At 65.3% G+C, this 14,685-nt stretch carries 12 protein-coding genes; 3 read left to right on the top strand and 9 right to left on the bottom strand.

Features of this window, described 5'->3' with window-relative positions; genetic code table 11:
- The first annotated feature begins 4 nt into the window (after positions 1-4).
- A complete protein-coding gene (locus tag AAFP30_RS07000; RefSeq protein WP_419229143.1) occupies positions 5-1,234 on the top strand; it encodes an acetyl-CoA C-acetyltransferase in 1,230 nt (409 codons plus the stop codon).
- A 456-nt stretch (positions 1,235-1,690) separates the two neighbouring features.
- Here the strand turns inward: AAFP30_RS07000 and AAFP30_RS06995 are convergent, their stop codons facing one another.
- Entirely contained in the window at positions 1,691-3,088 is a 1,398-nt protein-coding gene (locus tag AAFP30_RS06995; RefSeq protein WP_419229142.1) for an MFS transporter, read from the bottom strand.
- Between the two features lie 454 nt (positions 3,089-3,542).
- Here AAFP30_RS06995 and AAFP30_RS06990 point away from each other — a divergent pair, with 454 nt between their 5' ends.
- Positions 3,543-4,262, top strand: a complete 720-nt coding sequence (locus AAFP30_RS06990; protein WP_419229141.1) for a GntR family transcriptional regulator — start codon at positions 3,543-3,545, stop codon at positions 4,260-4,262.
- 75 nt (positions 4,263-4,337) lie between these two features.
- Positions 4,338-5,204 (top strand): alpha/beta fold hydrolase, encoded by an 867-nt coding sequence (locus AAFP30_RS06985; RefSeq protein ID WP_419229140.1) that lies wholly within the window; start codon positions 4,338-4,340, stop codon positions 5,202-5,204.
- A 135-nt stretch (positions 5,205-5,339) separates the two neighbouring features.
- Here the strand turns inward: AAFP30_RS06985 and AAFP30_RS06980 are convergent, their stop codons facing one another.
- The 8 genes from AAFP30_RS06980 to AAFP30_RS06945 form a co-directional block, all read right to left on the bottom strand.
- A complete protein-coding gene (locus AAFP30_RS06980) occupies positions 5,340-6,500 on the bottom strand; it encodes a CaiB/BaiF CoA transferase family protein (RefSeq protein ID WP_419229139.1) in 1,161 nt (386 codons plus the stop codon).
- Complete coding sequence (locus AAFP30_RS06975; protein WP_419229138.1) at positions 6,497-7,288, bottom strand: enoyl-CoA hydratase/isomerase family protein; 792 nt, start codon at positions 7,286-7,288, stop codon at positions 6,497-6,499. Before AAFP30_RS06975 ends, AAFP30_RS06980 begins: the two co-directional genes overlap by 4 nt.
- Positions 7,285-8,415 (bottom strand): CaiB/BaiF CoA transferase family protein, encoded by a 1,131-nt coding sequence (locus AAFP30_RS06970; RefSeq protein ID WP_419229137.1) that lies wholly within the window; start codon positions 8,413-8,415, stop codon positions 7,285-7,287. The genes AAFP30_RS06975 and AAFP30_RS06970 overlap by 4 nt, the downstream gene beginning before the upstream one ends.
- 28 nt (positions 8,416-8,443) lie before the next feature.
- Complete coding sequence (locus AAFP30_RS06965; protein ID WP_419229136.1) at positions 8,444-9,619, bottom strand: acyl-CoA dehydrogenase family protein; 1,176 nt, start codon at positions 9,617-9,619, stop codon at positions 8,444-8,446.
- A 10-nt stretch (positions 9,620-9,629) separates the two neighbouring features.
- Positions 9,630-11,573, bottom strand: coding sequence for an AMP-binding protein (locus tag AAFP30_RS06960; RefSeq protein WP_419229135.1), 1,944 nt, complete (start codon positions 11,571-11,573; stop codon positions 9,630-9,632).
- A gap of 35 nt (positions 11,574-11,608) precedes the next feature.
- Complete coding sequence (locus AAFP30_RS06955) at positions 11,609-12,082, bottom strand: MaoC family dehydratase (RefSeq protein WP_419229134.1); 474 nt, start codon at positions 12,080-12,082, stop codon at positions 11,609-11,611.
- Positions 12,083-12,177: 95 nt separating this feature from the next.
- The gene (locus AAFP30_RS06950; RefSeq protein ID WP_419229133.1) at positions 12,178-13,071 is read right to left on the bottom strand and encodes an HpcH/HpaI aldolase/citrate lyase family protein; all 894 of its coding nucleotides are present in this window, start codon (positions 13,069-13,071) and stop codon (positions 12,178-12,180) included.
- A 37-nt stretch (positions 13,072-13,108) separates the two neighbouring features.
- On the bottom strand, positions 13,109-14,290 hold the full coding sequence (locus tag AAFP30_RS06945; RefSeq protein WP_419229132.1) for a CaiB/BaiF CoA transferase family protein: 1,182 nt from the start codon (positions 14,288-14,290) through the stop codon (positions 13,109-13,111).
- Between the last annotated feature and the right edge of the window lie 395 nt (positions 14,291-14,685).

Below are 14,685 nucleotides of genomic sequence, written 5' to 3'. Positions count from 1 at the left end.
CATCATGAGTAGCAAGAGAACCGTGCGTCGCGCCGCGATCGTGGCCCCCACCCGCACACCCGTCGGAACATTCGGCGGATCCCTGCGTGACGTCACCGTCGAGGACCTCGGCGCGACAGTCGCCAAGACCGTGGTCGAACGCTCGGGCGTCGATCCCGAGCGCATCGACGACGTCGTGTTCGCCCAGTCGTATGCGAACTCCGAAACCCCTTGTGTGGGCCGGTGGATCGCACTACACGCGGACCTCCCGATCAGCGTGCCCGGGATGCAGCTCGATCGCCGCTGCGGTGGCGGGCTGCAAGCCCTGGCCACCGCGGCGATGATGGTGCAATCCGGCGCCGCCGATACCGTCCTCGCCGGCGGTGTGGAATCCATGAGCCGCATCGAGTACTACTCGACCACCAACCGGTGGGGCGCCCGATCCGGCAACGTCTCACTCTACGACCGACTGGACCGCGGACGTGAACGCTCCCAACCGGTCTGGCGCTTCGGCGAGATCTCCGGAATGATCGAGACCGCCGAGAACCTGGCCCGCGACTACGGCATCACCCGCGAGGCCGCCGATGCCTTTGCCGCACAGAGTCATCAGCGTGCGACCGCCGCCTGGGAGGCGGGACGGTTCGACGACGAAGTCGTGTCCGTGTCGGTGCCGCAACGCAAGGGTGACCCAGTCGTCGTGTCCCGCGACGAGGGCATCCGTCCCGACTCCACCGTCGAACGACTCGCCAAGCTCCGCACGATCATGCCGGACGGCACCGTCACCGCCGGCAACGCCAGCCAGCAAAATGACGCCGCCGCAGCATGTCTCGTGGTCTCCGAGGAGGCACTCGACGACCTCGGACTCGAACCCATCGGTTACCTGACCGACTGGGCCGCCGCCGGCTGCGACCCCGCCCGCATGGGCATCGGACCGGTCCCCGCCGTCGAGAAGCTCGCCGCCCGAGGCGGATTCGACTCGGCCGCCGACCTCCTCAACGGTCTCGACCTCGTCGAGCTCAACGAGGCGTTCGCCGTCCAGGTGCTGTCCGTCCTCGAGGGATGGAAGTGGCACGACCAAGAACGCTTGAACGTCAACGGTTCCGGCATCTCGCTCGGACACCCGATCGGCGCGACCGGCGTCCGCATGACCACCACCCTGCTGCACGAACTCAAGCGACGCGGTGGCGGCAAAGGCCTGGTGACGATGTGCATCGGCGGTGGCCAGGGCTTGGCGGCCACCTTCGAGTCCGCCTGACCAACGCCAACCACAGATCGGTTGCGGTTTTCATCGCTCACCGAACAAAATCGCAACCGATCTGAGTAAGCGAGGAGCTTGCGACGACCGCTCCCTTTCGCTGATCGAGTAAGTGACCAGGGTCTCGCCTTCCCGCTGGTCGAGTAAGCCCGCGAGCGCCAGCGAGCGAGCGCATCCGCCGGGCTGAGCTTGTCGAAGTCGAGGCCACTGAGCCTTACCCGGCAGATGATCTCGATACGATCGTCGCTAGCGCTCCTCACTACTCGATCAGCGTGTGTTTCGCACCGAACTACGAGGCGCTGAGCATTCCGCGTGCTCGCGGCGTCTACGTGGTGGGGTACACACCGGGCCCCGATGACCGCGATGCCGACGCCCGGAAGCTGCTGTCCGCGTGGGCTGCCCGAAACACCGTGACTGCCCACCCGTCGGCTGGGCAGTCACGGGTCAGGTAATGCGCTACACGCTGGCGCTTGACCGACCGGTATGCGCCCGCTGCACGGCGGCCACCGGGTCATCGCCCCGTCGACGCATCACGAACACCACCCCCACCGCACACGCCAGGGAGATCACCAACAGCAGATTGGTGTAGTTGTACAAGCGCTGCGCGCCGATCTCGGTCACCAGGTAGGCGCTGATGAGCGGGGCGACGATGGCCCCGAGCCGACCCACACCCAGCATGGCGCCGTAACCCTTGGCGCGAGCCAGCGGCGGGTAGGCGAGCGGCACCAACGCACTGTAGGACGAGATCCCACCGAATATGCCGACCCCGAGAGCGACTGCGCAGACATATAGCCACGCCGTGGGCGCATGGCCGGGTGCGGGGAATGCGTTGGCGAAGCCCAGCATCGCGACGACGGCGATGCCACAGAACACCCACGTCAGCCGGACTGCACTGATGGCCAAGCCGAGGATCGACAGCGTGATCGCACCGACCAGGCAGCCCAGCGACAGCCACAGCCCAACATTCTGCCCGGTGTGCCGCGCGCCCGCAGTGGCCGAAGCCAGCGCTTCCTTACTCAGATCGGCGTCGAATCCTGCGGCGATCGCGGTCTTCACGAAGTCCGGGGTGAGACCGGCGGCGAAGTTGAACACGCCCGAGACCGTCATGTAGCCGACGCACAGCAGCAAGGTGGTCGCCAACAGCTTCTTGCCCAGCAGCGAGGGCGCCTTCTCCGATGCGGTGAGGTCCGTGCCGGCAGCAGACTCGAACCGCCGCTCGGCAGCCTTCACCGACTCCGGCAGACCCACGAACGCGGCGATGAAGGCCACTACGGCCAATCCTGCGCCCAGCAGAAACAGCGCCTGCCAATTCGAGCCGAATGCCGAGGTGATCGCGTTGGTGCTCAACGCTGCCAACACACTGCCCAGCGGGTAGCCGATCATCACCAGGCCAGTGGCAAGGTTGCGATACTTCGGGGCGGTCGACTCCTGAGCGGCCACCACGATCACGACGCTGATCATGCCGATACCGACGCCGGTAATGAACCGGGCACCCATCATGAACTCAGCAGTGGGCGACAGCGCCGAGAGGATGAGGCCGACACAGTTGACGACGATGCCGACCAGTGCGATCAGTCGCCGTCCGTACCGATCGGCCAAGCGCGCCAGACCGATTGCGCCGACCGCCATGCCCACCAACGCGAAGCTGACGATGTAACCCTTCTCCGCCGTCGACGCGAAGTTGAGCGGATCGGCCGGATCATTCGAGTTGGTGGGCAGGTTGGGCAGCACGAAGCTGATGATCAGCAGATCGAACCCGTCGACCAGATTCAGGAACATGCACAACACGGCGACGCCGAGGCCGCGTCTGCCGATGTCGGTCGTTCCAGGTGGGGAAAATGCAGTCGCGTTCATCGGGATACCTTTCGTCGAAGTCGACGAAACCGAAGTCCTACAAGGAGTTTTCGTCGATCCCACTGAGGGTGACACGCAACACTCGGGGATACCAGGGGTTACCGGCACCTCGTTGGCGTCCGAGGCAGAATACCTTCTCGCTCACCGAGAAAGCTGGCCACAAGGAAGTGTGGCGCATCGAGACCATCAGTGCGACAGTCACTCTCGACGCTTCGTCGTAAGTCGCGCGCCTCATCGAGCAGTGGGCGCGCACCATCAGCGTCTGGCCGCACCTCCGACCCCAATGCGGAGTAGAAGGTGAGGCCAGAAACACCGGACAAAGGTTCCCATGTGAGCCAATGCACAATATACTATCGATTGAGGAGCGACACCGCTGCGGTTCGCCGATCACCGCCCATCTCAAGCGCGTCCGATGAGGCATAATGTACGGAACTTGATGCTGAAAGGACCGGTTGTGACGACGCAATCTTTCTCCGCACAATCACTGCCGCGAGTGGGCGCGCCCAAGCAGCAGCTTTCCGAAGATGTGGCTGGGTACGTCCGCGAACTGATCATCTCCGGACGGGTCAAGCCCGGCGACTTCCTGCGCACCGAACCCATCGCCGAGGCGGTCGGGGTCAGCAACACACCCGTCCGCGAAGGACTTCTTCTACTCAGCGGCGAAGGCTTCGTCGAGCTGGTACCCCGCCGCGGATTCGTCGTCGCCGCCTTCAGCCGACAGGACGTCCGGGACATCTTCTGGGCGCAGGCGGAGCTCGCGGCCGAACTCTGCGGCCGCGCCGCGAAACAGATCAGCGCCGGCCAACTCGACTATCTCGAAGAGGTCATGCTCAAGCACCAGGAGGCGGTGCGCAGCAAAGCCGATTCGGACACCATCGTCGCACTCGGCCACGAGTTCCATCGAACCATCAACCTCGCCGCCAACTCGCGCCGGCTGGCACTGATGTTGCGCAGCATCGTCAAGCAGCTGCCGAACCGCTTCTACAACGAGATCGAAGGCCACAGCGACGACACGATGCACGCGCACCCGGAGATCCTCGAGGCGATGCGCAAACGTCGCTCGAAGGCCGCCATCAACCTCATGCGCGACCACATCATGTCCGGCGCCGACGAACTCGTCGCGATGCTGGAAAAGCAGGGCGTCTGGGCCGACGACGCCGAATCCACCGCCTGACACGCGGGTCAATCCACTCGGTACTGGTTCTGGAAGGCTCACCGGTGACCTGTGTGCGACACATATGCTCTGTAAATGGTCGCCAGCAGTGCACAAGACATCAACCTCGACATCAACGGGCTCCACATCTGCGGCGATCGTTGGGGCGGCGACCCGTCCTCGGATCACGCATCGCCGATCGTTCTTCTGCACGGCGGCGGACAGACCCGGCACTCGTGGGACCGCAGCGCATCCGCCCTCGCCAACCGCGGATACGACGTGTACACGCTCGACGCGCGCGGTCATGGCGACAGTGACTGGGCACCGGACAAGGACTACGCGATCGGCGCCTTCGTCGGGGACCTGGTCGAGTTCGTCAAGACGCTCGACGTGGCCCCGATCCTGGTGGGCGCCTCACTTGGCGGCATCACCAGCCTGTGCACCGTCGGCGAGCATCCCGGCATCGCGACGGCACTCGTCCTGGTGGATGTGGTGGTGGACGTCGAGCCCGCCGGTATCGACCGCATCAAGAAGTTCATGACCAATCACGTCGACGGCTTCGCCACGCTCGACGAGGTCGCCGATGCGGTGGCTGCCTACAACCCGGAACGCAAACGCACACGGAACCTGGACGGTCTGAAAAAGAATGTGCGGCAGCATGATGACGGCCGCTGGTATTGGCATTGGGACCCGGAGTTCATCCGGTCCGACGACGATGAACCACGCCGCCACACCGACCCGGCGCGGTTGTCCGCGGCTGCTCGCCAGGTCACGGTGCCGACTTTGATTGTGCGGGGCGGCAAGTCAGACGTGGTCAGCGATGCCGGCATCGCGAGCATGCTGAAACTGGTGCCACACGCCGAGGTCGCCGATGTCAGCGCTGCCGGACATATGGTCGCCGGTGACGACAACCAGGTGTTCGCCTCGGCGATCGAGGGGTTCTTGGAGCGGCATAGCCTTTGAGGCCACTCAGTTCTCGCTGATCGAGGTCACCAAACCGCGCTGATGGTCTCGATGCGCTCGGCTCCTTCGTCGCCGGGCTTACTCGACCGGCGGGGAGACTCGTGCCGCTCGCTCACACACTTTCGCTGATCTCTTTCAGCGAGAGCCGAACTCGGCCCGCACCGCGTCGGTGTGCTCCCCCAACGCCGGCACCGATCCCGACCGCACTTCCCAGTCCCGGGCCAGGGCAGGGTGTTTCAGCGCGGGCACCGGACCCGACGGGGTGCCGATGTCCCGCCAGCGATCACGTTCGGCGAGCTGGGGATGCTCGACGAGATCGGCGACGTTGTTGAGCCGCGCGTTACCGATACCGGCCTCGTCGGCGAGCTTCTGGATATCGGCGAGACCCCTTTGCGCACACCACTCCCCGACGACGGCGTCGAGCGCGGCGCGCTCCCGGACCCGATCGTCATTGTGGGCGTAACGGGGATCGGCGGCGAGTTCAGGGCGACCGATCATCGTTGCGAGCCTGGACCATTCACGGTCATTGGTGGTGCCGAGCACTGCGGTCTGGTCATCGGCGGTGGGGTACGCACCGTACGGCGCGATCATCGGTGAGCCCATGCCGACCGGTTCGGGCTCGGCGCCGCCGTGGATGTATCCGTTGAGGGCGAAGCCCATCATCTCCGCCACAGTGTCGAGCATGGCGATCGGAATGACGGTGCCGCGCCCGGTCTTCTCTCGGTCATATAGTGCGGCGAGGATCGACGAATACGCATACAGCGCAGTGCCGATGTCGGCGGCCGGGATGCCGGGTTTGGCCGGATGACCGGGGGTTCCGGTGATCGCGCAGGAACCACCTTCGGATTGGATCAGCAGATCGTAGGCGCGCTTGTGATCGAGCGGTCCACCGGTGCCGTAGCCGGAGATATCGACGATGATCAGCCGTGGAAAGCGTTGCGCCAGTTCCTCGGTCCCCAGTCCGAGTCGGCCGAGTGCGCCGGGCGCGAGGTTGGAGACGATGACGTCCGTGGTCTCGAGGATACGGTTGAGCACCCCGAGATCCGCCTCGCCCTTGAGGTCGAGGGTGACCGATTCCTTGCCGTGGTTGAGCCACACGAAGTGCGCCGACATGCCGCCGACGACGGTGTCGTAATGCCGTGTGGAGTCCCCGAATCCGGGGTTCTCCACCTTGATCACCCGGGCACCGAGGTCGGCCAGATGGCGGGTGCACAGCGGCGCGGAGATCGCTTGTTCCAGTCCGACGACGGTGATGCCGTCCAGTGGTCTCTTGGTGATAGGGGGTCGTGCGCTCATGGGAACTTCGGCTCCCGCTTCTCCCGATGCGAGGCAACGCCTTCGACGACCTCGGGTCCGCCGAATCCGTAGAACTCGAGTCCCCACGACGCGTCGAAGATCGGCATGGCCTGCCGGTACCAGTTGTTGAGGGAATGCTTGGTCAGCTGTATCGAACTCCGCGCACCCTTGGCCAGCTTCTGGGCGATCTCCATCGCCTTGTCTTGCACCTGTTCATCGTCGACACACAGCGAGACCATGCCGATGCGTTCGGCCTCTTCGCCGGTGAGGATCTCGTTGCACAACAAGTGATACTTGGCCTTGGCCATGCTCATCATCATCGGCCAGACGATGGCAGCGTGATCACCGGCAGCGACACCGAGACGCACATGGCCGTCGACGATCTTGGCCTTGCGCCCGGCGACCGAGATGTCGGCGAGCACCGCACACACCAGGCCGGCACCCGCGGCGGGTCCATTGATTGCCGAGATAATCGGTTGCGGACATTCGATGATGTTGCGCACCAGGTCTCGCGCCTCCCGCATCACGCGGGTACGTGAGGTGAAGTCATCGACCATCTCTTCGACGAGGTCGAAGGAACCACCCGCGGAGAACGCCTTCTCCCCCGCTCCGCGGATCACGACGACCCGGGTGTCGTCGTCCTTGGCGATCGCCTGCCACACGTCGGTGAGGTCGGTATGCATCTGCGGACCAACCGCATTGAGATTCGGTGCGTCCAGTACGATCCGCAGCACACCGCCGCAGGGGCGATCGATCTGTAGCGTGCTGAACTCGTCGTAACTCTTCATCGAAGCTCCTTCACTCGTCCCCAATCGGCGGCGACATCGTCGGCGGCGCGCAGATCCGACGGCGGACGCGCCGGTTCGCGTGCGGGTGTCCGGCTCAACCGGGGCGCAGGCGCCGAATGCAACACCCCATCCACATTGCCATACATGGTGCGTGCCGAGTTGTGCGGCGACACGGCAGCCTCGTCGAAGGTCAGGACCGGGGTGACGCACGAATCGGTGCCCTCGTAGATGCTCGCCCACTCGTCGCGCGAGCGCTGTTTGATGGCGCCGGCAATGAGTTCCCGCAGCCGATTCCAGCCGCGGCGGTCATTCTGGTCCGGCCAGTCCGAGCTGTCCACGCCGAGCCGAGAGATGAACTCGCGATAGAAATCCGGCTCCAGGGCACCGACGGCGAGATAGCCGCCATCGGCGCACCGATAGGTGTCGTAAAACGGTGCACCGGAATCCAGGAAGTTGGTGCCCGGCTCGTCGGAGTAGAGTCCCGCGGCCCGCAAGCCCTGCAGTTTCGCCGTCAGGAGAGCGACGCCGTCGATCATCGCGGCATCGATCACCTGGCCCTGGCCGGAGGTCCTCGATTCGACCAGCGCACAGGCGATCCCGAAGGCCGCCGTCATGGCCCCGCCGGCGTAGTCGCCGAGCAGGTTGATCGGTGGCCGCGGCGCCTCGCCGTGCCGGGCCATCGCGTGCAGGGCGCCGGTCTGCGCCACGTAGTTGATGTCGTGTCCGGCGTCGTGGGCCAGCGGGCCGGTCTGGCCGTAGCCGGTCATCCGCACGTAGATGAGCCGGGAGTTGTTTTCACGCAACGCCTCCGGACCGAGTCCGAGTCGCTCGACCACCCCCGGCCGGTAGCCTTCGATGAACACGTCGGCGGCCGTGGTCAGTTCGATGACCTGCTCGACCCCGGCCGGGTCCTTGAGGTCGACCGCGATCGAGTCGACATGACGATTGACCGGGTCCGCGTCGTCGCGCAGTGCGTCGGTCTGGCTCAGCGCCCGTGCGCTGCGGTGCGGTGGCCGCACGACGCGCACCACGTGGGCGCCCATGTCGGCCAACAGCATCGAAACGTAGGGCACCGGTCCCATACCGGCGAGGACGAGCACCCGCACTCCGTGTAGCGGTCCGGTCATGTCGTGTCTCCTTGATCAAGTACGGGTATCAGTACGAGCGCGGCAGTCCGAGGACCTGCTGAGAGATGTAGTTGCGCACCATTTCCTGCGAGAACGGAGCGTTGCGCAGCAGCCGCACCTCACGCCACAGGCGCTCGATGTGGTACTCCTTGGCGTAGGCGTACCCACCAAGAGTGGAGAACGCACGGTCGCAGGCCTCGAACCCGGCCTCGGCACCGAGGTACTTCGCGGCGGCCGATTCATGTCCGCAGTCCTTGTTTTCGTCGAACAACTTCGCGGCGTGCATGGCCATCTGTTCGGCGGCCTCGAGGCGAATCCACGAGTCGGCCAACGGATGTGCGACGGCCTGATTCTGGCCGATCGGCCGATCGAATACGACGCGGTTCTTCGCGTACTCGGTGCCGATCTCCAAGGCGGCACGGCCCAGGCCGACACCTTCCATGGCGACGACGATGCGCTCCGGGTTCAGCCCGTCGATGATGTAGTAGAAGCCCTTGCCGACCTCGCCGACCACATCCTCGTCGGACACGAACAGGTTGTCGATGAACAGCTCGTTGGTGTCGATGGCGGCGCGGCCGAGCTTGTCGATCTCACGCACGGTCACATGCTCACGGTCCATCTCGGCGAAGAAGATGGTCATGCCGCTCAACGGCTTTGCGTCGTCGCGCGGGGAGGTGCGGGCCAGCAGCAGGATGCGGTGGGCGCTCTGCGCGTTGGTGATGAACACCTTCTGGCCGTTGATGACCCAGCCGCCGTCGACCTTGGTGGCCTTGGTCTTGATGCGCGAGGTGTCCACACCCGCAGTCGGTTCGGTGATGCCGAAAGCGGTCAGCATCTCACCGGAGGCCAGCTTGGGCAGGTACTTCTTCTTCATCTCCTCCGAGCCGTAGCGCACGATCGGGGCCGGTGGGAAGACGTAGAAGTGGATCGCCGAGCCGCCGCTCATGCCGCCGCCGGACGCGGAGATCTCGCCCATCATGACCGCGGCCTCCTGCAGGCCGAGTCCGATGCCGCCGTACTCTTCGGGGATCATCGCGCCGAGCCAGCCGCCGTCGGCGAAGGCCTTGACGAAGTCCCACGGGTACTTGTGGTTGGTGTCGCAGTCGAGCCAGTAGTCGTAGTCGAACTTCCGAGCCAGTTCGCGGGTGGTGCTGCGGATCAGTTCGAGGTCGGGGGCGTCGACGCGCTCGTCGGTGGTGGTCATGGTTCTCTCCTCAATTCGATTGGGTCGGAATGTCTTCGAGCGGGGTGGCTGGGTCCAGCGACGACATATCGCCGGCCGACTGTCCGAGATAGCGGGCGCGGATGGCGCGGCGCATGATCTTGCCGTTCTTGGTCTTCGGCAGGGTCGGCACCACGACGACTGCCGGGGCAAAGGACTTGCCGGCGTTGGCCGTTGCGGTGGCCTCCAGGTCGTTGTGCTCGGCGTCGGACTTGAGTACGACGAAGGCGACGGCACGTTGTCCGCGCATCTCGTCGGGTACGCCGATCACGGCCACCTCGGCGACGCGCGAATCGCGCAGCACCGCGGTCTCGATCTCGGCGGGTCCGACGCGCCGTCCGGACAGCTTGAGCGTGTCGTCGGAGCGTCCGTGGATGCGCCACATGCCGTCAGCGTCTTCGCTGGCGAGATCGCCGTGAATCCACACCCCGTCGAAACGTTGCCAGTAGGTGGCCAGATAGCGGTCGCGGTCGCCCCAGAAGCCGTGTGTCATACCGGGGAAGGTGTTCCGCACGGCCAGCTCCCCGATCTCGCCGACGACGGGGTCTCCGTTGTCGTCGAGGACGGCGGTGTCGATGCCGGGTAGCGGACCGTTGAACGCTGCGGCCGCGGCCGGGAAGCACGGGTAGCCGACCAGCAGTCCCCCGCCGACCTCGGTGCCACCGCTGTAGTTGATGATCGCGCGGCGCTTGCCGCCGAAGTCGTCGAACAGCCACCACCAGGTCGGGTCATCCCACGCTTCGCCGGTGGAGACAAAGGATTTCAGCGTCGGGACGTCGACGATGGCCTCGTCGCCGACCGCCCGTAGGGCGCGGGCAGCGGTGGGGGCGATGCCCTGCACGGTGACCCCGTTGCGGTTGACCACATCCCACATGCGGGTCGGCGACGGATAGGTCGGCAGACCTTCGATCATCACGATCGTCGCGCCGAGTTGCAGCGGACCGGTCATCAGCATCGGGCCGACGAGCCACCCGAGATCGGTGATCCAGCAGACCACATCGTCGTCGTGGACGTCGAAACCGTAGGCGAAGTCGATGGCGGTCTTGAGTGCGAATCCACCGTGGCAGTGGACAATTCCCTTGGGCCGCCCGGTGGTGCCGGACGTGTAGACGATGCACAGCGGATCGTTGGCGTCGGTCGCCACCGTCTCCACCGGCGCCGGGTCGGCGGGCAACTCGTCGTAATAGACATCGCGACCGGCCTGCATCGGGACATCCGTGCCGAGATGCCGGATAACCACAACGGAATGGACCGACGGTGCATCGGTCACCGCCGCATCGGCGGTCGACTTCATGTCGATCTGCTTGCCGCGGCGGGTGGTGCCGTCAGCGGTGATCAGCGCGACGGCCTCAGAGTCCTGCAGTCGGGTGGCCAGGGCATCGGCCGCGTATCCACTGAACGTCGGGACGGCAATCGCGCCGAGCTGGGCGATCGCGAGGAACGCGACCACCGCTTCGGGGACGACCGGCATGAACAACGCCACCCGGTCACCGCGGGTCACCCCAAGGCCAGCGAGGTTCGCGGCGAAACGCCGGACCTGCGAGTCGAGTTCGGCGAAGGTCAGGGTGCGACGCTGTCCGCTGTCGCCCTCGTAGACCACCGCGGTCTTGTCGGCGTGCTCGCCGGTGGCGTGGCGGTGGGCGCACAGCGTGGCGACGTTGATCGCGCCGCCGGCGAACCACTGCGGGAACTCCTTGCCGGCAGACTCGTCGAGCGCTGCGGTGAAGTCGGTGGTGAACTCGACGTCGAGATCTGCTGCGGCAGCGCGCCAGAACCACTCGGGATCGGCAATTGCCTTCCTGTTCAGCTCCTCGAAGCCGCTGCGGTCGTCGGCGAAGCCCCACTTACGGAGGGCTGCCAGCAGTCGGCTGCGTTGCTTGACCGATTCGTCTGGGGTCCAGGCGATGTCGGCGCTGCACACTTGCGTGTCTGCCATATCGGTTTCACTCCACTCTTCTGCTCGGGGCCGGATCAGGCCGGCTGTGCCTGCGCCAGGTTCGATTTCTTGATCATCAGGCCGACGCGGGTGGTGTCGCAGACGACCTCGTCACGCTGGTTGATGCCCTGGTGGCGGAAGGTGACGATGCCGGAGTCGTCACGGCTCTTGGATTCGCGGACCGCGACGATCTCGGTGCGCACGCGGATGGTGTCACCGTGGAACACCGGCTTGGGGAACTTGGTCTCCTGGAAACCCAAGTTGCCCAACGTGGTTCCGTAGGTGGTCTCGTGCATCGAGATGCCGCAGACCAGGCCGTGCACGAACAGGCTGTTCATCAGGCGCTGGCCGTGGATGGAGTTCTTCGAGTACTCCGCATCGAGGTGCAGCGGCGCCATGTTCAAGGTCATCGTCGAGAAGAGCACGTTGTCGGTCTCGGTGACGGTGCGACGCACCTCGTGGTCAATGACCTGACCGGGTTCGAACTCTTCGAAATACAGACCGGGCATGATGGGTGTCCTTTCAGGGTTGGATCCCCGCTGATCGAGTAAGTGACCGAGCGCTAGCGAGGGAGCGCATCGAGATCACCCGCCGCGGGGTCGTCTCAGGCGTTGGCGCCCACGGCATCGGCGAGCGCGATGACGCCCTCGGCGGTCTTCACGTGCGCGATGTCGATGTGCTGGCCCTCGAAATCGACTGCAGCACTTCCGGCAGCCTCGGCCTCGCGGAAGGCATCGATCATCCGGCGGTACCGGTCGACCAGTTCGGGTTCGGGGGTGAACACCTCGTTGGAGATGGCGATGTGCGAGGGGTGGATGCACACCATGCCGCGGTAGCCGAGCTGCCGGTTGTCGAGGCAGAACTTCCGCATGCCGTCGAGGTCCTTGATGTCCTGCCAGACGCCGGCGACCGGGTGATGTAGGCCGGCGGCACGAGCCGCGAGAACGATTCGGCTACGCAGGTACAGGGTTTCGAGCCCGCGGGGGGTGAACTCGAAGCCGAGCTCGCGGCCCACGTCGGCGCTGGGGCCGGTGGCGCCGAGCAGGCTGGAGACGCGGGGGCTGGCGGCGGCGATCTCTTCGCAATGCGCCATCGAGACGGCGGTCTCGTAGCTGACGATCAGGCCGACGGTGCCGGGTTCGAGGCCGCGCACCTCCTCGAGATGAGTGACCACGGCATCGATCCGAATGATCTCCTCGGCGTCGAACACCTTGGGCAGGAATAGGCCGGCCAGTCCGGGGCGGACGACGGTCTCGAGGTCTTGCGCCTGGATGCCGCTGCTCTTGCTGTTGGGTCGGACCCACACGTCGGCGCGGATCTCATCGTGATGAAGCCGATCGATGGTGGCGGCCACGGTGACTCGTGCTTCGTCCTTGTCTGCGATGGGTACCGAATCCTCGAGGTCGAGGATGACCGCGTCAGCGCCCGACGCGATGCCCTTGTCGGCCCAACTGGGCTTGTGGCCGGGTACGAACAACATGGAACGGTAGGGGTTCATGAATTCTCCTAGAAGGTGAGCAAACGCTTGTGCGGGTTCAGGATTGAGAGCTGTCGTCGTCGAGGACGCCCGACGCGACGAGTTGGTCGATGGTCTCCTCGGAGTACACCTCGCGGGCCACATCTCGGCTGTCGGCGCCGACCCGCGGCGCGCGCGAATTGCGTTCGGGCCGTTCGCCGTCGAAGCGCCACGGTGGTCGCATCAGCGCCAGGCCGTCGGGCTGGATGTCGGCCAGTTCCAGCCACTTCACCTGCTCACTCTCGATATAGCCGGTGACGGTGAGGACCGGAGCGAACGGCACGTCGTGCTCGGTGAGGCGCTTCTCCCACTCGGCGAACGAGCGGGTGATGAACTCGGCCTCGACGATCTTGACGAGTTCGAAGTAGTTGGCTTCGCGTGGCCGGTAGATACCGAACCGCGGATCCTCGGTCAGATCGGGCCGCTCCATCGCGGCGCACAGCCCGTGCCAGAACTTCTGCGACGACGACAGATGCACGGCGATGAACTCGCCAGTGGAGGTCTCTACGCAGAAGTTCTGTGCCTGCGGATGACGACTCTGCCGATCGGGGTCCTGACCGAGCTCGAAAGCCTGGGTGATCGAGTCGGTGGTCAGGGTGCTGACCGCCTCCATGATCGAGGTCTGCACGTGCTGACTCTCGCCGGTCTTGAGCCGGCCGACCAGTGCGGCCAGCACGCCGGTCGCGGTCGAGAGTCCGGTCACCAGATCCGCGGACAGGCCACCGGCGAGTTGCGGATGCCCGGCGTCGCCGAAGATCGAGTACAGGCCGCCGAAGGCGTGGCCGATGGTGTCGTAGGCCGGCCGATTCGCCAGCGGCCCGCCCTCACCGAAGCCGGTGACCGAGCCATAGACGACGTCGGGGCGCAGCGCCCGGCAATCCTCCAGACCCAGGCCGAGGGCCTCGGCCTTGCCCGGCCGCAGGTTCTCCAGGACGACGTCGAAATGCGGGATCAGCGCCTTGACCAGCGCGACACCCTCGGGCTTCTTCAGGTCGACCGCGAGGCTGCGCTTTCCGGCGTTGTACTGCCGGAAGTACGGGCTCTCCTCGTTCTGCAGCCGGCGGAAGTCCTCGCCCACTTCGGGCTTCTCCACCTTGACCACCTCGGCACCCAGCGAACACAGCATCGAGGTGCCGAACGGGAGAGCGATGTATCCGCCGATCTCGAGGATGCGAATCCCGTCGAGTGGCTTGTGCTGCATGTTGAACTCCTGTGTCTACTATGACCTCGGTCACCAAAGAATATATTATCTATAATCGATTGGCAAGGGTGTTGGGCGAACTCTTCCGTCAACTGGACGTTCGTTGCGTCCTCTCGCTCCCTGAGGTGCGAGGCGCCAGCCGAGACCATCCCGCTCCCTGAGGTGCGAGGCGCCAGCCGAGCCACGAAGGGCCACCACAGATCGACCACGCGGCCCAAAGCCAATCCACGCAGCGACCCTTGTCTCGGTTAGTACATCTAAAGTAGAGATAGCGTCCCGAATGGAGGCAACGATGGGCGTTTACGTCGAGCGTCTGTGGCGCCCTGAGGATGCGGGTGGCCTCAGCCGCCAGGACCGATCACCGAGGCGGTATCGCGCATATGCGCCAAACGAAT

This window comes from Gordonia sp. CPCC 205515, from assembly GCF_048537925.1.
Taxonomy (GTDB): domain Bacteria; phylum Actinomycetota; class Actinomycetes; order Mycobacteriales; family Mycobacteriaceae; genus Gordonia.
Note: the sequence above shows the minus strand (reverse complement) of the source record. Positions and strands in the feature narration are given on the sequence as shown.